Source organism: Streptomyces sp. NPDC127114 (assembly GCF_042677525.1).
Taxonomy (GTDB): domain Bacteria; phylum Actinomycetota; class Actinomycetes; order Streptomycetales; family Streptomycetaceae; genus Streptomyces.
The window spans coordinates 105048-125525 of record NZ_JBHXTJ010000021.1; the positions used below are offsets into that span (position 1 = coordinate 105048).

A 20478-nucleotide genomic window follows, 5' to 3' on the forward strand; every position below is an offset into this window, starting at 1 on the left:
GAGCAGCGTGTTCACGCCTGCACCTCCGTCGAAGTGGTGGCCGGGCCGATGCGGACCACGTCGCCGGGGCGGGCTCCGGCGTCGCTGAGGACGCCGTGACCCGCCGAGTTCAGCGGGAGCCAGACCACGCGGTCCGGCATCTCGGTGACGGCGAGCGGGAAGGTCACCGCGCCGGCCGGGCCGGTGACTTCGAGCAGGTCGCCGTCCTTCACTCCGGTGTCGGCGGCGGTGCCGGCCGAGAGCCGGGCCACGGCGGCGTGCCGGGTGCCGGCCAGGGCCTCGTCGCCCTCCTGGAGGCGGCCCAGGTCGAGCAGCAGCCGGTGCCCGGCGAGCACGGCCTCGCCGTCGCCGGGCCGGGGCGCGGCCTGGCCGGGCTCGGCCGGCTCGCCGGCCCGCTCGCCGGTCCAGCCGCCGAGCCGGTCCAGCTCGCGCCGGATCGACCGCAGGTCGGGCAGGCCCAGGTGACCCTGCCAATTAGTGCCTTCGGCACGGGCGAGCGCGTCGGCCAGCATGTGCAGCACGCGCGCGTCGGTCGGGGCGAGCGACCGGGTCATCTGCTCCGGCTTCAGCGCGGCCTCGAACAGCCGGGCCCTGCCCTCCCAGTTGAGGAAGGTGCCGGGCTTCTCGGCGACCGCGGCGACCGGCAGGATCACGTCGGCCCGCTCGGTGACCGCGCCCGGGCGCAGCTCCAGGGAGACGACGAAGGCACGGTCGAGCGCTTCCCGCGCGCGTGCCGGGTCCGGCAGGTCGTCGACGTCGACGCCGCCGACGACCAGGGCGGCGAGTTCGCCGGTGGCGGCGGCCTCGACGATCTGGCCGGTGTCACGGCCGTAGCCGTGCGGGAGTTCGCGGACGCCCCACACGGCGGCGACCTCCTCCCGCGCGCGGGGATCGGTCGCGGGCCGCCCACCGGGCAGCAGGGCCGGGACGGCGCCCGCCTCCACCGCGCCGCGCTCTCCGGCCCGGCGCGGGATCCACACCAGCTTCGCGCCGGTGGCGGTCGCGGTCCGGACGGCGGCGGTCAGCGCGCCGGGAACCCCGGCGAGCCGCTCGCCGACGACGATCACGGCGCCGTCCTCGCGCAGCGCCTCGGCGGCGGCGAAGCCCTCGCGGGACAGGCCGACGCGGGAGGTGAGGGCGTCCAGCCACTCGGTCTCGGTGCCGGGCGCTGCGGCGAGCAGGGTGCCGCCGGCCTTCTCCAGGCCGCGGGTGGCGAACGCGGCGACCGCGTACGTCCGCTGGCCCTTCTTCCGCCACGCCTTGCGCAGCTTCAGGAAGACGCCCGGCGCCTCCTCCTCGGCCTCCAGGCCGACGAGGAGCACGGCCGGCGCGGCCTCCAGGGAGCGGTAGGTGACGCCGCTGCCGTCGAGGTCACGGCCCCGTCCGGCGACGACGGCGGCCAGGAAGTCGGCCTCCTCGCCGGAGTGGACCCGGGCCCGGAAGTCGACGTCGTTGGTGTCGAGGGCGACCCGCGCGAACTTGGCGTACGCGTAGGAGTCCTCGACCGTGAGCCGGCCGCCGGCCAGGACGCCGGTGCGCCCGCGCACGAGCCCGCGCGCGGCCGCCTCCAGGGCCTCCGGCCAGGACGCCTGCTCCAGCCGGCCGGTCTCCGGGTCGCGGACGAGCGGGGTCGTGAGCCGGTCGCGCTGCTGCGCGTACCGGAAAGCGAACCTGCCCTTGTCGCAGATCCACTCCTCGTTGACCTCGGGGTCCTCGGCGGCCAGCCGCCGCATGACCTTGCCGCGCCGGTGGTCGGTGCGGGTCGCGCAGCCGCCCGCGCAGTGCTCGCACACGCTCGGCGACGACACCAGGTCGAAGGGCCGGGAGCGGAAGCGGTACGCGGCGGAGGTGAGCGCGCCGACCGGGCAGATCTGGATGGTGTTGCCGGAGAAGTACGACTCGAACGGGTCGCTGTTGCCGAGGCCGACCTGCTGGAGCGCGCCGCGCTCGATCAGCTCGATCATCGGGTCGCCGGCGATCTGCTGCGAGAAGCGGGTGCAGCGCGCGCACAGCACGCAGCGCTCGCGGTCGAGCAGCACCTGGGTGGAGAGCGGGATCGGCTTCTCGTACGTCCGCTTCTTCCCGTCGAAGCGGGACTCGGACTGTCCGTGCGACATGGCCTGGTTCTGCAGCGGGCACTCGCCGCCCTTGTCGCAGACCGGGCAGTCCAGCGGGTGGTTGATGAGCAGCAGCTCCATCACGCCGTGCTGGGCCTTCTCGGCGACCTGCGAGGTCAGCTGCGACCTGACGACCATGCCGTCGGTGCACGTGATGGTGCAGGAGGCCATCGGCTTGCGCTGGCCCTCGACCTCGACGATGCACTGGCGGCAGGCGCCGGCCGGGTCGAGGAGCGGGTGGTCGCAGAAGCGCGGGATCTCGATGCCGAGCTGCTCGGCGGCGCGGATCACCAGGGTCCCCTTGGGGACGGAGACCTCGATGCCGTCGATGGTCAGCGTCACGAGGTCCTCCGGCGGAACCGCCGGGCTGCCGCCGCCGGCCGGGTTCGACGTGGTGACGGTCATGCGTTCACCTCCCGGTGCTTGTCCGCCCAGGCCGTCGACTTGGCGGGGTCGAAGGGGCAGCCCTTGCCCGTGATGTGCGCCTCGTACTCGTCGCGGAAGTACTTCAGGGACGAGAAGATCGGCGAGGCGGCGCCGTCACCGAGGGCACAGAAGGACTTGCCGTTGATGTTGTCGGCGATGTCGTTCAGCTTGTCGAGGTCGGACATGAGGCCCTTGCCGGCCTCGATGTCGCGCAGCAGCTGGACGAGCCAGTAGGTGCCTTCGCGGCAGGGCGTGCACTTGCCGCAGGACTCGTGGGCGTAGAACTCGGTCCACCGGGTGACGGCCCGCACGACGCACGTGGTCTCGTCGAAGCACTGGAGCGCCTTGGTGCCGAGCATGGAGCCGGCGGCGCCGACGCCCTCGTAGTCGAGCGGCACGTCGAGGTGCTCGTCGGTGAACATCGGGGTGGAGGAGCCGCCCGGGGTCCAGAACTTCAGCCGGTGCCCGGGCCGCATCCCGCCGCTCATGTCGAGGAGCTGGCGCAGGGTGATGCCGAGCGGGGCCTCGTACTGGCCGGGCGAGGCGACGTGCCCGCTGAGCGAGTACAGCGTGAAGCCCGGGGACTTCTCGGTCCCCATCGACGTGAACCAGTCCTTGCCCTTGTTGAGGATCGCGGGAACCGAGGCGATGGACTCGACGTTGTTCACGACGGTGGGGCACGCGTACAGACCGGCGACCGCGGGGAAGGGGGGTCGCAGCCGGGGCTGGCCGCGGCGTCCTTCGAGCGAGTCGAGCAGGGCGGTCTCCTCGCCGCAGATGTACGCGCCGGCCCCGGCGTGCACGGTGAGCTCGACGTCCAGGCCGCTGCCGAGGATGTTCCTGCCGAGGTAGCCGGCCGCGTAGGCCTCCCGCACGGCCTCGTGGAGCCGGCGCAGGACGGGGACGACCTCGCCGCGCAGGTAGATGAAGGCGTGGCTGGAGCGGATCGCGTAGCAGGCGATCACGATGCCCTCGATGAGCGAGTGCGGGTTGGCGAAGAGGAGGGGGATGTCCTTGCAGGTGCCGGGCTCGGACTCGTCGGCGTTCACGACGAGGTAGTGCGGCTTGCCGTCGCCCTGCGGGATGAACTGCCACTTCATCCCGGTGGGGAAGCCGGCGCCGCCGCGACCGCGCAGACCGGAGTCCTTGACGTACGCGATGAGGTCGTCCGGCGACATCGCGAGGGCCTTGCGCAGGCCCTCGTAGCCCTCGTGCCGCCGGTAGGTGTCCAGGGTCCAGGAGTCGGGCTGGTCCCAGAAGGCCGACAGAACGGGTGAGAGCAGCTTCTCGGGGCTGCTGTTGTTGATCTCGGCTGCCAAGGTCATCACTCCCCCTCCCCACTGGCCGATTCGCCGCGCGGGTGGACGATCTTGTGGTGCGGGGACTCGCCCTTGGCCAGCCGCAGCCCGACGAGCGAGGCCGGGCCGGCCCCTCCGGTGGCCTCGACGGCCCCGTCGCGCTCGTCGGGGAAGCCCGCCAGGATGCGGGCGGTCTCCTTGAAGGTGCACAGGGGCGCGCCGCGGGTGGGCGACACGGGGCGGCCGGCCCGCAGGTCGTCGACGAGCTCCTTGGCCGACTCCGGGGTCTGGTTGTCGAAGAACTCCCAGTTGACCATCACGACCGGCGCGTAGTCGCAGGCCGCGTTGCACTCGATGTGCTCGAGGGTGACCTTGCCGTCGGCGGTGGTTTCGTTGTTGCCGACGCCGAGGTGCTCCTTGAGCTCCTCGAAGATGGCGTCGCCGCCCATGACCGCGCACAGGGTGTTGGTGCAGACGCCGACCTGGTAGTCGCCGGACGGCTTGCGCCGGTACATGGAGTAGAAGGTGGCGACCGCGGTGACCTCGGCGGTGGTCAGGTCCAGCATGTCCGCGCAGAACCGCATGCCGGTGCGGGTGACGTGGCCCTCCTCCGACTGCACGAGGTGCAGCATCGGCAGGAGCGCGGAGCGGGACCCCGGGTAGCGGGCGATGATCGCCTTCGCGTCCTCCTCGAGCCGGGCGCGGACCTCGGCCGGATAGTCGGGCGCGGGCAGCTGGGGCATCCCGAGACTGGTGTGTCCGTCCGTCATCGGTCGACGCCTCCCATCACGGGGTCGATGGACGCGACGGCGACGATGACGTCGGCGACCTGGCCGCCTTCGCACATCGAGGCCATGGCCTGGAGGTTGGTGAAGGACGGGTCGCGGAAGTGGACCCGGTAGGGGCGGGTGCCGCCGTCGGAGACGACGTGCACGCCGAGCTCGCCCTTGGGTGACTCGACGGCCGCGTACGCCTGGCCGGCCGGGACCCGGAAGCCCTCGGTGACCAGCTTGAAGTGGTGGATCAGGGCCTCCATGGAGGTGCCCATGATCTTCTTGATGTGGTCGAGGGAGTTGCCGAGTCCGTCGGGGCCGAGGGCCAGCTGGGCGGGCCAGGCGATCTTCTTGTCGGCGACCATGACCGCGCCCGGCTCCAGCCGGTCGAGGCACTGCTCGACGATCCGCAGCGACTGGCGCATCTCCTCCAGGCGGACGAGGAAGCGGCCGTAGGCGTCGCAGCTGTCGGCGGTGGGCACCTCGAAGTCGTAGTTCTCGTAGCCGCAGTACGGGTCGGTCTTGCGCAGGTCGTGCGGGAGGCCCGCGGAGCGCAGGATCGGTCCGGTGGCGCCGAGGGCCATGCAGCCGGTGAGGTCGAGGTAGCCGACGTCCTGCATGCGGGCCTTGAAGATGGGGTTGCCGGTGGCGAGCTTGTCGTACTCCGGCAGGTTCTTCTTCATGGTCTTCACGAACTCGCGCACGGCGTCGACGGCGCCGGGCGGGAGGTCCTGGGCGAGGCCGCCGGGGCGGATGAACGCGTGGTTCATGCGCAGGCCGGTGATCAGCTCGTACAGGTCCAGGATCATCTCGCGGTCCCGGAAGCCGTAGATCATGATCGTGGTGGCGCCGAGCTCCATGCCGCCCGTGGCGATGCAGACCAGGTGCGAGGAGAGCCGGTTGAGCTCCATGAGCAGGACCCGGATGACGCTCGCCCGGTCCGGGATCTGGTCGGTGATGCCGAGCAGCTTCTCCACGCCGAGGCAGTACGCCGTCTCGTTGTAGAACGAGGTGAGGTAGTCCATGCGCGTGACGAAGGTGGTGCCCTGCGTCCAGGTCCGGTACTCGAGGTTCTTCTCGATGCCGGTGTGGAGGTAGCCGATGCCGCAGCGGGCCTCGGTGACGGTCTCGCCGTCGATCTCCAGGATGAGCCGGAGCACGCCGTGGGTGGACGGGTGCTGGGGGCCCATGTTGACGACGATGCGCTCGTCGTCGGCCTTTGCGGCGGACTGGACGACCTCGTCCCAGTCGCCGCCGGTGACCGTGTAGACGGTCCCCTCGGTGGTGTCCCGGGCTCCTGCCGGTGTGCTGTTCACGAGTACGACCTCCGCTGGTCCGGAGCCGGGATCTGGGCGCCCTTGTACTCGACGGCGATGCCGCCGAGCGGGTAGTCCTTGCGCTGCGGGTGGCCCTGCCAGTCGTCCGGCATCATGATCCGGGTGAGGGCGGGGTGGCCGTCGAAGACGATGCCGAAGAAGTCGTAGGTCTCGCGCTCGTGCCAGTCGTTGGTCGGGTAGACCGGGACGAGCGACGGGATGTGCGGGTCGGCGTCGGGCGCCGAGACCTCCAGGCGGATCAGCCGGCCGTGGGTGAGCGAGCGCAGGTGGTACACGGCGTGGAGCTCGCGGCCCTTGTCGCCGCGGTAGTGGACGCCGGAGACGCCGGTGCAGAGCTCGAAGCGCAGGGCCGGGTCGTCGCGCAGGGTGCGGGCGACCCGGACGAGGTGCTCGCGCGCGATGTGGAAGGTGAGCTCGCCGCGGTCGACGACGGTCTTCTCGATCGCGTTCTCGGGGACGAGGCCCTGTTCCTCCAGGGCGCCCTCCAGCTCGTCGGCGACCTCGTCGAACCAGCCGCCGTACGGCCGGGTGGCCGGGCCCGGGAGTCTGATCGAGCGGACCAGGCCGCCGTAGCCGGAGGTGTCGCCGCCGTCGTCGGCGCCGAACATGCCGCGCTGGACGCGGACCTCCTCGCCGTGCTCGCCGCGCTGCCCCGGCAGGTTCTGCGCGCTGAGCTCCTTCTCGGGGTTCGGGGTTTCGTCGCTCACCGTGCCGTCCCGTTCCCTTCTCCGCCCGCGCGGCGCAGAGGCGCGGTTTTCGTCGTCGACTGCGGCCCGGCGGCCGCGCGTGCGTCGGTCACCTCAGCAGACCCTTCATCTCGATGGTCGGCAGCGCCTTCAGCGCCGCCTCCTCCGCCTCGCGGGCCGCTTCCTTCGCGTTCACGCCGAGCTTGGAGGACTGGATCTTCTGGTGGAGCTTGAGGATCGCGTCCATCAGCATCTCGGGGCGGGGCGGGCAACCGGGCAGGTAGATGTCGACCGGGACGATGTGGTCGACGCCCTGCACGATCGCGTAGTTGTTGAACATTCCGCCCGACGAGGCGCACACGCCCATCGAGATGACCCACTTGGGGTTCGGCATCTGGTCGTAGACCTGCCGGAGGACGGGCGCCATCTTCTGGCTGACCCGGCCGGCCACGATCATCAGGTCGGCCTGGCGCGGAGAGCCCCGGAACACCTCCATGCCGAACCGGGCCAGGTCGTAGCGGCCTGCGCCCGTCGTCATCATCTCGATGGCGCAGCAGGCCAGGCCGAAGGTCGCGGGGAAGACCGAGGCCTTCCGGACCCAGCCCGCGGCCTGTTCGACGGTCGTCAGCAGAAAACCGCTCGGCAGCTTCTCTTCGAGTCCCATGGGTGCTCCTCAGCCCCTCAGTCCCATTCCAGGCCGCCGCGCCGCCACACGTACGCGTAGGCGACGAAGACGGTGAGCACGAAGAGCAGCATCTCCACGAGCCCGAAAAGCCCCAGGGCGTCGAAGCTGACGGCCCAGGGGTAGAGGAAGACGATCTCGATGTCGAAGACGATGAAGAGCATCGCCGTCAGGTAGTACTTGATCGGGAAGCGGCCGCCGCCCGCCGGCGTCGGGGTGGGCTCGATGCCGCACTCGTACGCCTCAAGTTTTGCCCTGTTGTACCGCTTTGGCCCGATAAGCGTGGCCATGACCACGGAGAAGATCGCAAACCCCGCTCCCAGGGCACCGAGCACGAGGATGGGCGCGTACGCATTCACGCTCCTCGCTCCTTCCAGTCGTCCTTGACCGTTGGACCGCACCGTCGGCTCATGGGGCCTCCGCGAAAGATCGCCAACATGTGAGGCAGTTCACAAGCCTGACGTCCGCGTATCTTAAGCCCGCCCCTCTGTGATCTGCGACACGGGGTGCGTCACCGGCTTTGTGATCTCCACCACCTGACGAACGATCATGAAGTCGGATGAGCGGTGATCTTGCCACTCGAAGCGCCCAGGTGATCACCAGATGTGACATCCACACCGGAAATCGCTGGTCGGAAGGGGTGTTGCACTATCAAGAGTTGGGGGCTACAAGCAAATTGGCCGTGGGACGCGTCGGGGTGATAAAGGAACCGGCCGTCGCCCGGTCGGGGGGTCATGCGTACCCGGGTGGACACGTGCGCGCGTTCACGAGCTCCGATGTGACCTGCACCACTTCGAAACGGCGAGCGGAAAACGGGGCTTGGCCATCGACGTGAAGAGGTGGTAAGCGACGGGCAATTCGGACCTTTCCTTGAAAACACATGATCAAGGCCCCAATGAGCCGTGCCCGATTTGCCCGTTACGGCGTCAATAAGGGCGCACAGGAAGCGGATTAAGAGGTTCCGGACGTAACTGTGGCGCAACCCACGTTTCTTGAAGGGAACCGTGAAGCCCTGATAGCGGTTGTACTCATGTCCCAGACCGCTCCCATACGTAGCCACCGGAAGCCCCGCCGCAGCGCCTCGAAGATGGCGCTCCGGGCCGGAGTTGCCGGTGGCGTCTTCAGCACCATCGCGGTGGCCGGTGCCGCCGCGCCGGCCAACGCCGAGCCGGTGACCGAGACGACCCTCGAGATGCCCACCCTGGGCTCCCTCGACGCCGACCTCGCCAGCGCCGTCTCCGCCTCCGCCGAGGCGAGCCAGCAGGAGGCCCTGGACCAGAGCCTCGCGGCCCAGGAGAACGCGGCCCTGAAGAAGGCCGCCGCGGACGCCAGGAAGGCCAAGGCCGAGGCCGACCGCAAGGCCGAGGCCGAGCGCGCCGAGAAGGCCCGCGCCGAGGCCCGGGAGCGTGCCTCCCGCACCGCGGCGCGCACCACGCTCTCCGCGAAGTCCTCCTCGTCGGACTCCGTCGGCTCCTCCTCCAGCAGCTCGCAGGTCGCCACCGGCTCCGCCGCCGCGATCGTCGCCTTCGCGCGCGCCCAGGTCGGCGACGCGTACGTGATGGGCAGCACCGGCCCGAACTCCTGGGACTGCTCCGGCCTCGTGCAGGCCGCCTACGCCCAGGCCGGCATCGACCTGCCGCGCGTCTCCAGCGCGCAGTCGAGCATGGGCACCTCCGTCTCCCTGAGCAACCTGCAGCCGGGCGACATCCTGTACTGGGGCAGCCGCAGCGGCTCGTACCACGTCGCCATCTACGTCGGCGGCGGCAAGTACGTCGGCGCGCAGAACCCGTCCACCGGTGTCGTCGAGCGCTCCCTGGACTGGGACATGCCGTCCGGCGCGGTGCGGATCCTCTGATCCCGCCTCCCGCATCGCGCGAAGGGCCGTCACTCCTCGGGGGAGCGACGGCCCTTCGGCCTGTGCGGGCTACTCCGGCAGCGGCACGGGCTCGTGGCCGCTGAGGTCGGCGCCCGGCCGGACCTCGTGGAACTCCAGGCCCAGGTAGATGCTGCCGGCCCACTCCTCGGGCGTCTGGTGGCCGATGTAGTCGAGATCGCCCATGTCGGACTCGTCCGTCAGGTCCCAGTCCGAGAAGTACGCGAAGACCCGGACGCGGGCCTCCTCCTCCGACACCCCGAACCGGCCGGCCAGTGACGCGACGATGTCACGCGCGAGGTCCGCGCCCCGCTCGCTCACCGCGACGGGGAAGTCGGTCATCACCTCGCCGATGTGGTGACCGGCCGCCCGCAGCTCCGCCCGGAGGCGGTCCGCGTAGCGCCGGGCGAAGGTGTCGCCGCGCGCCCACAGCGCCTCGGCGTCCGGCTCCCGGCCGGCCTCGCGCGCCGCGGCGAGCTCCGCGAGGTCCCGGGCCACGAGCTCACGCTCCTCCCCGGCGAGCTCCGGTCCCGCCAGCCGCTCGGCGAGGGCGCACGCCTCGGCGAACCGCTCCTCGTCGGCCGGGTCGGCGATCACGTCGTAGACCGCGCGGGCCAGCGCCTGCTGGCCGTCCACGGACTCCTCGGGGCGGCGGACCGCCTCGGGCAGGCCGGTCACGCCGAGCAGGATCCAGCGGGTGAGCCCGATGTCCCAGGCGCTGATCTCGCCGCCCGGGCCGTAGCCCTCCCGCAGCAGCACCTCGGCCGTACTGCGCGCCCGGATCAGGGCGTTGCGCACGGGGCCGACCCACGGGGTGGCCACCGGGGGCTCCAGGAGGGAGCAGTAGCGGACGACCAGGAGCGCCGCCGCCCGGACGCGGTCCCACTGCGCGCCTTCGGGGAAGGCGGCCGGTTCCAGCCGCTCGGGGCCGTCGTCCGGTTCGTCGCCGTCCTCGTCGCCGTCCTCGGCGAATTCCGGGAACTCGTCTTCGTCTTCCATGCGGTCGTGCACAGGTCTTCCAGGTCCTTCGGGTCGGGTGCGGGGAGAGAAGACACCGCCCCGGTACGGCTGAGCGTACCGGGGCGGTGGTCAGGAGCGGATCACACGGCTACCAGGTCTTGATCCCGAAGAACCACTTGGCGAACCAGCGTCCCCAGAAGGAGGCGCTGAACTTCTTCACCACGTGGAAGGAGATCTGATGGCCGCCCGACACCGGCTTCGAGCCCCGGGTGTGCGGGTAGGTCCGGCTGTTCATCAGCATCGGCCCCTCCACGAAGGGACGGCTCTGCCGCAGCTTCGGCGGGTCGGAGTCGGCCCGGAACTTGGCCACCTCCTTGGCCCACTCGTCGTTGGCCTCGGTGAAGACCTTGCCCTTGAACTTGCTGAACTCCGACTTCGGAATGCGGAAGTGGATGATGGCCGGCTTGGCGTTGTCGCCACCCTTCGCCCGGTTCGTCTTGCTCCGGGCCTGGCGCTCCGCCCATTCCTTCGCCTGGTCCTCGAGCTTCGTCGTGTAGAAGCCGGTGCCGAAGTCCATGGCGCGCGGGGCGTAGTCCGGGTCGACACCGTTCGCCTGGATGTTCTTCGCGGCGGCCAGCGTCGTGCCGTGGTACAGGTCGACGTACTCCTCGTCGTCGTCCTTGTCCTTCTTGCGGTTGTTGTTCTCCTGCTTCTTGGCGGGCGCCTCCTTGGTGGGAGGTGCCTGCTTCGAGAGGGAGGGGGCGTCGTCGGCCTTCTTGCCGGCCGCCTGGGCCCCGTCGATCACCTTGTTGGCGTTCTTGGCCCACTTGGCGCCGGTGGCGACGTTGCCCGCCACCGGGACGGCCGAGGCCGCGGACAGGGCCGCGTTCTCCCAGTCGCCCTCGGCCGCGTAGATGCCGGCGTTGACCAGGTCCGCTCCCTCGCCGACGACCGGCACCATGCCGACGACGTCGAGGGTGGCGTGGGTGACGTCCGACCAGCCCCACAGACCGTCCGGGTCCGTGAAGACGAGCGGGTTGTTGTACCCGTAGTTGTAGCCCTGCATCTGCAGGGGGTCGAGCATGTCGATGACCGGGTCGACGCTCAGGAACCGGCCGAGGGCCGGGTCGTACTCCCGTGCGCCGAGGTGGGTCAGTCCGGTGTCGTCGAGCGTGCCGCCGACGAATCCGCGCTTGCCCGGCCAGGCGGCCGGTGCGCTGCCGCGCAGCTGGCCGTACGCCGTGAGCTTGCGCGGCGTGACGGTCATGCCCGGGGCCAGGAGCACCGCGAAGGCCGCGGTGTTGTGGTAGTCGGTGATCAGCGCGGACAGCTTGTCCGTGCTGCCGGGCGCCGTGCTCGCGACGCGGACGAAGGTCGGCGCCCCGGTGTGGGTGTAGTACCGCGTACCGGTGAGCGTGCCGTTCGGCAGGGCGGTGACCTCGGTCTCGCCGAGGTACAGCGTGCTGCCGGTGGGCGTCTTGCCGATCAGGCGGTTGCCGTCGGCGTCGTAGACGTAGGAGGCGAGCTCGCCGCCGGTGTCCTTGTTCTTGACCCGCTGGAGGTGGCCTTCGGCGTCCCAGTCGAGCTTCTGGCGGACCGATCCCTCGGTGCGCTCCTCCGTGTCGCCGGCCGCCGTGTAGGCGAAGTCGGTCGTGGTGGGTGCGCCGGTTCCGACCTGGGTGGTGACGGAGGTGAGGGTGTGCGGCCGGGCGGCCTTCGGGTCGGGGTAGGCGTAGCCGCGCCTGACGTCCTTGGTGGTGTCACCGGAGGGGTCGTGGCGGGTCTCGGTGAGACGGCTGCCGGTCGGGCCGAAGGTGTACGAGTGCCAGTACGGCTGCGGCCCGCCCACGGCGGCCGCCGACGGCGAGGACGCGCAGGCGTCCGGCGTCTTCGACGTCCACGCCTCGGTGAGCTGGCGCAGGGTGTCGTAGACGTAGCACTGGGTGTCGGTGACCTTGTTGGTCCCGCTGCCCGTGTACTCGGTCGCCTTCTTGACGTTGCCGATCGTGTCGTAGCTGTACCGGACGTCGTTCACGCGGGTGTCGGCGACCTCGCGGTCGTTGATCTGCTGCGTGAGCCTGCCGGTGTGCGGGTCGTAGAAGTTGGTCGTCCACATCCGGTACGGGGCGTTGCCCGCGGTCGTCTGCAGGACGCGTCCCTGCGGGTCGTACTTGGTGTCGTTGACGTACCAGTCGATGCCCGAGGTGGTGAGGGCGAGGCCCTCGGGGGTGTAGCGGTTCACCACCTGCTCGGCGGTCAGGCCGCCGCCCGCCGGGAGGGTGGTGGTGGCCGGCTTGCCGGTCGGGGTGTAGGTGTAGCGGTAGGTGTACTCGCCCTTCAGGGCGCCGGCGGCCTCCGGGATGACGACCTTGCGGCCGGTGGGCTGGTACTCGGCGTTGTAGCCCGTGACCTCGTTGACGTACTGCGCCGTGCCCTCGTACCGGGTGGACGAGGTGAGCAGGCCCAGGGCGACGGTGTCGTAGAGCCAGGACGCGCGCTTGGTGCGGGTCTCGCCCTCCACCTGGTACTGGGCGGTCTTGCGGCCCAGCTCGTCGTACTCGGTCTCCAGGACGACGCCCCGGGAGTCCTTGACGGTGCGCTGGCGGCCCGAGTTGTCGTACGTGAACGAGGAGGTGCCCCGGTCGGGGTCGGTGGCCGTGAGCTCCTGGCCGCGGACGTCGTAGGTGGACGTCCACTCGTTGCCCTCCGCGTCCGTGGTCCTGACGCGCTGGCCGCGGACGTCGTACTCGTAGCCGGTGCTGGTGAACTTGGTGCGGGCGGCGTCGCTGAAGTGGTCGATCCTGACGACCCGGCCGAGCGCGTCCTTCCACGTACGGGTGGGAGTGCCGCCCGGCGGGGGAAGGGTCGTGGTGTAGTCGCCGCCGAACTCGGTCCCGGCCTCGAAGGCCTTGACGTCACCGTGCCAGGTGACCTGCTTCACCGAGCGGTTCATGCCGTCGTAGACCGAGCTGGTCCAGGACGGGATCTCGGTGTCGCTCTTCGGGATGTACGGCGTGTCGGAGAGCTTGCCGACGGCGAGGTACTTGGCGTTGACGCGCCGGACGCCGCCGTTGGAGTTGTACAGCGAGTCCGTGATGATGCGGCCGCCGCCGATGGCCTCGGTCTGGCTCTGCCGCTCGCGCAGCCGGCCGTCGTAGAGGGTCTTGCTGGTCGCGTAGGTGCCGTTGTCGCGCAGCGCGCGGGAGGTCACGACCGTCGGCTTGAGGCCGTCGATCCGGTACGTGTACTCCAGGCCCGCCGGGTCTCCGGCGCCGGACCGTCCGGGCATCCAGACCTTGACGAGACGACCGAGCGGGTCGTGCTCGAGGCGGGTCACGCGCTTGTTGGCGTCCGTCTTCGTCAGGGCGAGTCCGCGGCCCGTCTCGAAGTCGGTGGTGACCTCGTGGCCCTTGGGGTTGGTGACGACCGTGCGGGTCGGCACCGTGTCGTCGGGCGTGTACGCGGTCCTGGTGACCTTGCCGTCGGAGTCGGTGGTCGCCGTGGCGCGGCCGTACTTGTCGTACGCCGTGGCCGAGGTCAGCGCGTAGCCCGAACCGTCCGCCTGGACGTCCTCGGTGCGGGTCACCAGGCCCTTGGTGGGCGCGGCGCCGAAGGCGAGGTCGTCGTAGAAGGTGCGGGTGTCGTCCATCAGACGGTCCGGCCCGGCCGTCGCGGCCGTGGCGCAGGAACCGGCGGTGGTGCGGACCTGCACCGGGTAGCCCAGGAGACCGACGGACGTGTTGTGCCGGTAGGTGATCACCGAGCAGGTCTCGTCGCCGGGCGCTCCGGTGTCACCGGTGGTCTGGGTCCTGACCGGCAGCGGGTACGCGGGGTCGAACTCGAGGGTCGAGTTGGTCGTCGTACGGGTCTTCCCGCCGCTGATGTGCGCGGTGGTGGTGGTCGACAGCTGCGCGGTCTGCCGGGCGATCAGCGGGCTCGCGGAGGTGCGGGCGTGGCGGCCCGTCTCGCGGGTCCACAGCCGGGTGGTCACCGTGCCGTCGATGACGGCGGGGGTGGTGTCGCCCCGGTAGGTGACGGTCTCCGCCACCTGCCCCTGGAAGGCGGGCAGGTCCTCGTCGATCTTCTCGCCCTCGTGGTCGAGGACGATCTGCTTGCGGGTCTCGTCGCCGGGCAGCGGGTCGCCGTGCAGACCGCGGTAGTAGCGGTTCTCGACCAGCGTGCGGGTGGTGCCCTCGGCGGTGCTGGTCTCGCCCGTGCGGACGCGTACGGCCTCGTAGCCGCGCCACTCGTTCCAGGTGCGCTGCTTGGCCTTGGTGAACTCGCTGTCGTCCTTGGCCCAGCCGGCGTCGCCGACGTACTCGTAGGTGGTCACCTGCGGCGGCGCGCCGCCGACGTGGTCCTCCTCCTGGATGCGGGTGACGACGTACTTGTTGAACCACTCGGGCTTGGTGGTGTCCTCACCCGACGGAGTCCAGTTCACCGGGTAGCAGCGGGTGCCGTTCGCCTCGGGCTTGGGCTTCGGGGCGTCCGGGTCGCACGGCTTGGAGTAGGTGACCTTCACGCCGCCGCCGGTCTCGGTGTAGACGGAGGCGATGCGCAGCCGCTCGAACGGCGGGCGGTCGTCGGTCGGCTTGGAGACCCGGTTGGGCATGGGGTCGCCGTTGGCGTGGAAGACCACCGGCGGCAGGGACTTGCCCTGGCCGCCGGCGCTGTAGCCGGTGCGGACGATGCGGTCCAGCCAGAGCGGCGGGTTGGTGTCGTACCGGGTGTGCAGGAAGTTCTGCTTCAGCTCCCAGCGGTCCACCTTGCGGTAGTCCGTGCTGCCCGGGGCCGTGGCGACCTCGGTGGTGATCTCGCTCAGCCGGATCCGGGTCCAGAAGGTCGGCGAGGAGACGTAGCACTTCTTCTTCTCGGCGCAGTACGTGTCGGACGGGGTGTCCGGCCAGCGCTGGGCGTCCTGGCCCTTCTTGGTGAACTTCTCCGGAGCGCAGTCGAAGGTCTCGGTCTCCATGCAGCGCTCGGGCGTGGTGAAGACCACCCGCGCCGGTGCCGGAGCGGCGTAGACGTTGCCGGTGTGGTTGCTCAGCCCGTACTCGATGCGGACCGGGTGTCCGCCGCGCACGTAGTCGACGGGCGTCTTGACCTTCCCGTTGCGCGCGTAGTGGTTGATCTCCTTCTTGTGGTAGACCGCCATGGCGTTGTGCGCGGTGTCCTCGACGTAGTCGAGGTTCCAGCGGTAGGCCTGGGTGCAGGAGGAGCCGGCGAAGTCACCCGACTTGTAGCAGGGCTCGTCGGGGTGGTTGCCGAAGACCGGGGCGGTGAAGACGGAGTCGGTGGTCGGCTTGCCGTCGGTCCAGCCGGGCAGCCTGTTGAGGCCGAAGTGGTAGCGGACGCCGTCCGGCGTGGTGATGATCCAGTGCTCGCCGTCGTCCTTGCCGTCGGGGTCGCTCTTGTCACCGTTCTCGGCACCGGTCTTGAACTCGACGCGGGTGCCGTCGTCGTTGGCGAGCTTCCACTTGCCGGACTTGTCGTCCTTGACGAGGGGGGCGGTGGAGCCGTTGAGGCTGAGGACCGCGTTCTCGGTCTTCCCCCACCAGCACAGGTCGCCGGTCTTCTTCTTCGCGTTGTTGGGCGCGCGGTCCTGCGCGTCCTTGCCGCGGTCGTCGGTGCAGGTGCGGAACTGCCGCTCGATGAAGCCCGGGTGGTACTCCCAGCCGTCACCGATCCACGAGGCCTGGTTGTTCGTGGTGGAGGTGCGGCCGTCGACCATCTGCGACGAGTACGACAGGGCGATGTCGGGCTTGGGCCCGGCGATCACCGGCGGCACCTGGACCGGGTAGCTCCAGTTGAAGCCGCCGGACCCGCCGCCGTGGCTCCACTTGCCCGAGGGCTGGAGGGAGGTCGCCGCGTAGTCGCCGGAGGAGCCGGCGCCGCCGCCGGTCGCGGCGAGCACGAAGCCGCCGCCGGCCGCGGTCTGGACGGCGCTGTGGGAGACGCGGGTGAAGCCGGAGGGGGTCACCTCGGGCTCGGGCGCGGTCGCCGCGGGGTCCACGGTGGTGGAGACGACGTCGGTGCCGGCGTCGTTGACCGATCCGGTCTCGATCGGGTCGGAGCAGCCCTCGGCGTCAGGGGTGGTCAGGAAGCACTCGGGCAGCCGGATCAGCTGGAGCCGGGAGCCCCAGTCGGCGCCGTAGAGCTGTTCGAACGCCTTGTAGTTGACGCCGACCTGGACGGGGCCGGTCGTGCCGGCCTCGGGCTCCAGCTTCATCAGGACGCCGTCGATGCCGGCGGCCTCGGTCGTCTCGCGCGAGGCGACGGTGACCTGCCAGGTGCCGGTGGGCGCGGGGTCCTCGGCCGGGGTGGCGAGGGAGGCGTTCTTGGCGGACGTCTTGGCGCCCTTGGCGGGCGCCTTGGTCGTGGCGTCCTTGTCGAAGGTGCCGGGCGCGGCACCGAGCATGACCGGCAGTCTGCCGACGCGGACCATCTCGCCGGGCTTGCCGGTGACGGGCGGCGGGGCGGTGCGGGGACCGCTCCAGACCGCGTGCTGGACGGAGGACGGCTGGACCTGCGACGACTGACTGGCCGTCGCGGCACCGCCGTTGATGACGACGGTGCCGGTACCGCTCTCCGGTGCGGCCGTGCGCTCGACCGCGTATTCCCCCTGGGTGTCGGGTGCGGGCGGGAGCTTGAACTCCGCCTCGCTGTCGGCGCCGGGTACGGGCTTGGTGCTCTGCAGGTCGGGCAGAGTGACGCCACCGCGTACCGGGCTGTCGGCCCACGCCTCGATGGGCAGGAGCGTGGCGGATATCGCGAGCGCCAGGACGGCCCCCACCGCTCCGCGTGGTCTCCCGCCACCTCCCCTCGGCGGTCCGGACCGGAACACAGACACGTTGATTCCCCCAAAGTGTCGAACAAAGAAAGTCGCCGAAGTATGACCGGAATGGCGAGGCACAGGGAAATCACCCACATAAAGCGGGGATAAATATCCCTGATGATCATTAAACGGACATTGACGCTAGGTCAGGAAGCTGCTGATGAGCGGCGATTCGGAGCTTCCCACGCCGTCGTGCAAAGATTCGGCCGCTATGCCGGGGGGCGCCGTGAGAGGCCCGTTCCGGAAAACAGAAGAGGAATTGGGGGAGCGCCGTGACGACCACACGGCCCACATGGCCTCGACGACGCATACGCCTATGGGTGGCGGCGTCGTTGACGGCCGCTGTCACCGCGACGGGCCTCGTCGTGCTGCCGCAGCTCGACGGCGATGAACACAAGTCCGCGGCACCCGCGGCGGCGCCCAGGGGACCGTACGACGAGGACGGCGCGATGCGGGAGGCCCGCCGGACGGGCAAGCGCGTCGAGGCGACCGGACTCCGCACCACCCACGCCACCACGTACGCCAACCCTGACGGAACGTTCACGCGGGACCAGGCCACCGCGCCGGTCCGGCTGAAGACCCCGGACGGCTCCTGGACCGCGATCGACACCTCGCTCCGGTCCGACGGCGCGGGCGGCTTCCGCACCAGGGCGACGACCGGAGCACTGACCTTCTCCGGCGGCACCGGCCGCGCGAGCGCCGGGGGAACCGAGCGCGCCGCCCGTGCCGCCGCACGCCCGGCGGCGGGACCGGCCGCCGGTCCCGCCGCCCGTACCCCGCAGGAGCCCGCGGCCCCCGCCGGGAACACCCTCGTCCGCTTCGCCACCGGCGGCCACACGGTGGACGTCGGCTGGCCCTCCGCCCTGCCCGCCCCTCAGGTCGCCGGCACCCGGGCGCTCTACCCGGAGGTCCTGCCGGGCGTCGACCTGCTCCTGACGGCGAAGAACGACGGCTTCGCACAGTCGTGGATCGTCAAGACCCGTGAGGCCGCGGCCAGTCCGGCCGTCCGCTCGCTCACGCTGTCCCTGTCCTCCCCCACGCTCACGCTGAAGCGGAACGCCGCCGGGGGCCTGTCCGGGACCGACGCCTCCGGCAAGGAACTCGTCACCGCGCCCACCCCCGTGATGTGGGACTCCGCCGGCCGCAAGGACACCGCGAGCGACACCGGCGCCGCACCGGACCGCGCCAACCTCCCCGCCGCCCTCGCCGGCCTGCACGCCCTCGAAGGCCCCGAACCCGGCACGCACAGCGCGCTCGTCGGCTCGGAGCTCAAGGGCGGCACGCTCACGCTGAAGCCCGACACCCGGCTCCTGGACGACCCGAAGACCACCTACCCGGTCTTCATCGACCCGTCGTTCAACGGCCACACCCAGGCCTGGACCCTCGCCTACAAGCGCTACCCGAAGTCCAACTTCTGGAACGGCGCCGGCTTCAACGGCGGCACCGACGAGGCCCGCGCCGGCTACGAGAACCAGACCAACGGCACCGGCCGGTCCTTCTTCCGGGTCGACTGGGACCTCGAGGACGCCATCATCAAGTCCTCCACGTTCCGGCTGTACGAGACCCACTCGTGGTCCTGCTCCAAGCGCGACGTCGAACTGTGGCTGACCGGCTCCATCTCCTCGTCCACCAGCTGGGACAACCAGCCGGACTGGGCCGACCAGCTGGACAAGGTCTCCGCCTCGCACGGCTACAGCTCCAGCTGCCCCGACGACTACATCGGCTTCGACGCGAAGGCCGCCGCGGTCAAGGCGAACGCGGCCGGCTGGCCCAACATCACCCTGGGCGTCAAGGCCACCAGCGAGACCAGCGTCTACTCCTGGAAGAAGTTCCGCGACAACCCGGTCATGACGACCGTCTACAACCGGCCGCCCCGCACCCCGAGCTCGCTGGCCACCAGCCCCGGCGGCAAGTGCGCCACCAGCTCCCCGGGCCCGCGCCTGGGCATCGGTGACGTCACCGTCTCCGCCAAGTCGTCCGACCCCGACGACAACCTGGAAGCCGTCCACCTGAAGATCTGGCAGACCAGCCCGGCCGGCGGCCCCGTCCTCTACGACGGCAAGCCCACCCTCAGCAGCACCGGCGCGGTCAGCAAGCGGATCACCTCCGCGACCTTCCCCGCGAACAGCGTCCGCACCTACGCCTACCGCGCGCAGGCCTGGGACACCCAGGACGCCCACTCCGCGTACTCCGACACCTGCTACTTCACGGTCGACACCAGCAAGCCCGGCCCGCCCGTCCTCGCCTCCGCCGTCTGGCCCGACTGGGACGAGACGGAGAAGTGGGGCCCGGCCCTCGGCACCACCGGCAGGGTGACCATCACCGGCGGCGGCAACGACATCGCCGGCTACTGGTACAGCGTCGACACCACCTCGTACGACAAGCCGGCCACGTTCGCCAACGGCGTCTGGTACATCGACCTCAAGCCGGTGCACGCCGGTCCGAACGTCCTCTACGTGAAGACCAAGGACAAGGCGGGCAACTGGTCCGACCGCGCCGACTACCTCACCTACGCCACACCGCCCGCCGGCACCGACGGCCCCGGCGACACCACCGGCGACCGGCTGGCCGACCTGTTCGTCGTCGACGGCTACGGCGACCTGCGGCTCTACCCCAACCTGTCCAAGGGCGACGTCAACTACTCCCTCGACGCGGCCGGCCAGGCCGACGGCAAGGTCGCCCGCGGCTACTGGAAGGGCGCGCTGATCACCCACAACGGCGACTACTGGGGTGCCGACGGCTACCAGGACCTCGTCGCCCGCATGCCCGACGGCAAGCTGTGGATCTACCCCGGCAACGGCCTCGGCGGCGTCGACGTCAGCCGCCGCACCGAGATGCTGCTGCCGCCCGGTTCCCCGAACCCGGCCGGCCTCAGCCAGCTCATGTCCGTCGGCGACATCGACGGCGACCGCAAGCCGGACATGCTCGCCACCGAGGGCGACGCCTTCTGGGCGCTCCTCGGCTACACCGGCGGCAGCGTCTCCAAGTCGGTCCGCCTGTCCAGCAGCCCGTGGGCGGAGCGCGACATCGTCTCCGTCGGCGACCACAACAAGGACGGCGCGGTCGACCTCGTCTACCGCACCTACGCCTCCAACCGCCTCCTCATCCGCTACGGCAAGAAGGACGGCGACGGCACCGGCACGAGCCTCACGTCGCTCGCCGCCGCCGCGGACTCGCTCAACGGCGAGGACGGCGTGTACGGCACCGGCGGCTGGGACGCCACCAACGTGCGGCTGCTCACGGGCACGCCGGACGCCAACGGCGACGGCATCCCGGACATGTGGGCCGTGATGGGCGACAACTCGGCCCGCTTCTACCCGGGCGGCGCCCAGGCCCACGGCGCGCCGGTCGAGGTCGTCTCGGAGACCGACGGCGGCGTCGGCTGGAAGAACAAGCTGGCCATCGGCTGATCCCCGGATCCGCCACCCGCACCACGGCGAAGGGCCGTCACTCTCACGGGAGTGGCGGCCCTTCGCCGTGCGGGCCGGCGG

The 20478-nt window shown here is 70.8% G+C and carries 11 protein-coding genes; 2 read left to right on the top strand and 9 right to left on the bottom strand.

All coding sequences use genetic code 11. From position 1 onward, the window contains the following. Positions 1-11 precede the first annotated feature (11 nt). From ACFVGS_RS21870 to ACFVGS_RS21900, 7 genes are all read right to left on the bottom strand, one after another. A complete protein-coding gene (locus tag ACFVGS_RS21870; protein WP_385693403.1) occupies positions 12-2522 on the bottom strand; it encodes an NADH-quinone oxidoreductase subunit G in 2511 nt (836 codons plus the stop codon). After that, complete coding sequence (nuoF, locus tag ACFVGS_RS21875; RefSeq protein ID WP_384412122.1) at positions 2519-3871, bottom strand: NADH-quinone oxidoreductase subunit NuoF; 1353 nt, start codon at positions 3869-3871, stop codon at positions 2519-2521. Before nuoF ends, ACFVGS_RS21870 begins: the two co-directional genes overlap by 4 nt. After that, positions 3868-4611, bottom strand: a complete 744-nt coding sequence (gene nuoE, locus ACFVGS_RS21880; protein WP_385693404.1) for an NADH-quinone oxidoreductase subunit NuoE — start codon at positions 4609-4611, stop codon at positions 3868-3870. The genes nuoF and nuoE overlap by 4 nt, the downstream gene beginning before the upstream one ends. After that, entirely contained in the window at positions 4608-5930 is a 1323-nt protein-coding gene (locus ACFVGS_RS21885) for an NADH-quinone oxidoreductase subunit D (RefSeq protein WP_385693405.1), read from the bottom strand. Before ACFVGS_RS21885 ends, nuoE begins: the two co-directional genes overlap by 4 nt. Beyond that, a complete protein-coding gene (locus ACFVGS_RS21890) occupies positions 5927-6658 on the bottom strand; it encodes an NADH-quinone oxidoreductase subunit C (RefSeq protein WP_384412128.1) in 732 nt (243 codons plus the stop codon). Before ACFVGS_RS21890 ends, ACFVGS_RS21885 begins: the two co-directional genes overlap by 4 nt. 88 nt (positions 6659-6746) lie before the next feature. Then, positions 6747-7301 (bottom strand): NuoB/complex I 20 kDa subunit family protein, encoded by a 555-nt coding sequence (locus ACFVGS_RS21895; RefSeq protein WP_384412129.1) that lies wholly within the window; start codon positions 7299-7301, stop codon positions 6747-6749. A 17-nt stretch (positions 7302-7318) separates the two neighbouring features. Continuing rightward, the gene (locus ACFVGS_RS21900) at positions 7319-7678 is read right to left on the bottom strand and encodes an NADH-quinone oxidoreductase subunit A (protein WP_003956195.1); all 360 of its coding nucleotides are present in this window, start codon (positions 7676-7678) and stop codon (positions 7319-7321) included. Between the two features lie 671 nt (positions 7679-8349). On the opposite strand from ACFVGS_RS21900, the gene ACFVGS_RS21905 reads away from it, so the two are divergent. Then, positions 8350-9174, top strand: a complete 825-nt coding sequence (locus ACFVGS_RS21905; protein WP_384412132.1) for a C40 family peptidase — start codon at positions 8350-8352, stop codon at positions 9172-9174. A gap of 69 nt (positions 9175-9243) precedes the next feature. Here the strand turns inward: ACFVGS_RS21905 and ACFVGS_RS21910 are convergent, their stop codons facing one another. Together ACFVGS_RS21910 and ACFVGS_RS21915 are read right to left on the bottom strand one after the other, a co-directional pair. Beyond that, a complete protein-coding gene (locus ACFVGS_RS21910) occupies positions 9244-10191 on the bottom strand; it encodes a hypothetical protein (protein WP_385693406.1) in 948 nt (315 codons plus the stop codon). A 109-nt stretch (positions 10192-10300) separates the two neighbouring features. Then, the gene (locus tag ACFVGS_RS21915; RefSeq protein WP_385693407.1) at positions 10301-16945 is read right to left on the bottom strand and encodes an RHS repeat-associated core domain-containing protein; all 6645 of its coding nucleotides are present in this window, start codon (positions 16943-16945) and stop codon (positions 10301-10303) included. Between the two features lie 374 nt (positions 16946-17319). Here ACFVGS_RS21915 and ACFVGS_RS21920 point away from each other — a divergent pair, with 374 nt between their 5' ends. Further along, positions 17320-20397: a VCBS repeat-containing protein gene (locus ACFVGS_RS21920; protein ID WP_385693408.1), complete on the top strand. Its 3078-nt coding sequence runs from the start codon at positions 17320-17322 to the stop codon at positions 20395-20397. Positions 20398-20478: the final 81 nt, after the last annotated feature.

What these genes read in the sequence shown, in the direction of transcription:
- ACFVGS_RS21870 (WP_385693403.1), bottom strand. Translation starts at nt 2,522, where the DNA reads ATGACCGTCACCACGTCGAACCCGGCCGGCGGCGGCAGCCCGGCGGTT.
- nuoE (WP_385693404.1), bottom strand. Translation starts at nt 4,611, where the DNA reads ATGACGGACGGACACACCAGTCTCGGGATGCCCCAGCTGCCCGCGCCC.
- ACFVGS_RS21895 (WP_384412129.1), bottom strand. Translation starts at nt 7,301, where the DNA reads ATGGGACTCGAAGAGAAGCTGCCGAGCGGTTTTCTGCTGACGACCGTC.
- ACFVGS_RS21905 (WP_384412132.1), top strand. Translation starts at nt 8,350, where the DNA reads ATGTCCCAGACCGCTCCCATACGTAGCCACCGGAAGCCCCGCCGCAGC.
- ACFVGS_RS21910 (WP_385693406.1), bottom strand. Translation starts at nt 10,191, where the DNA reads ATGGAAGACGAAGACGAGTTCCCGGAATTCGCCGAGGACGGCGACGAG.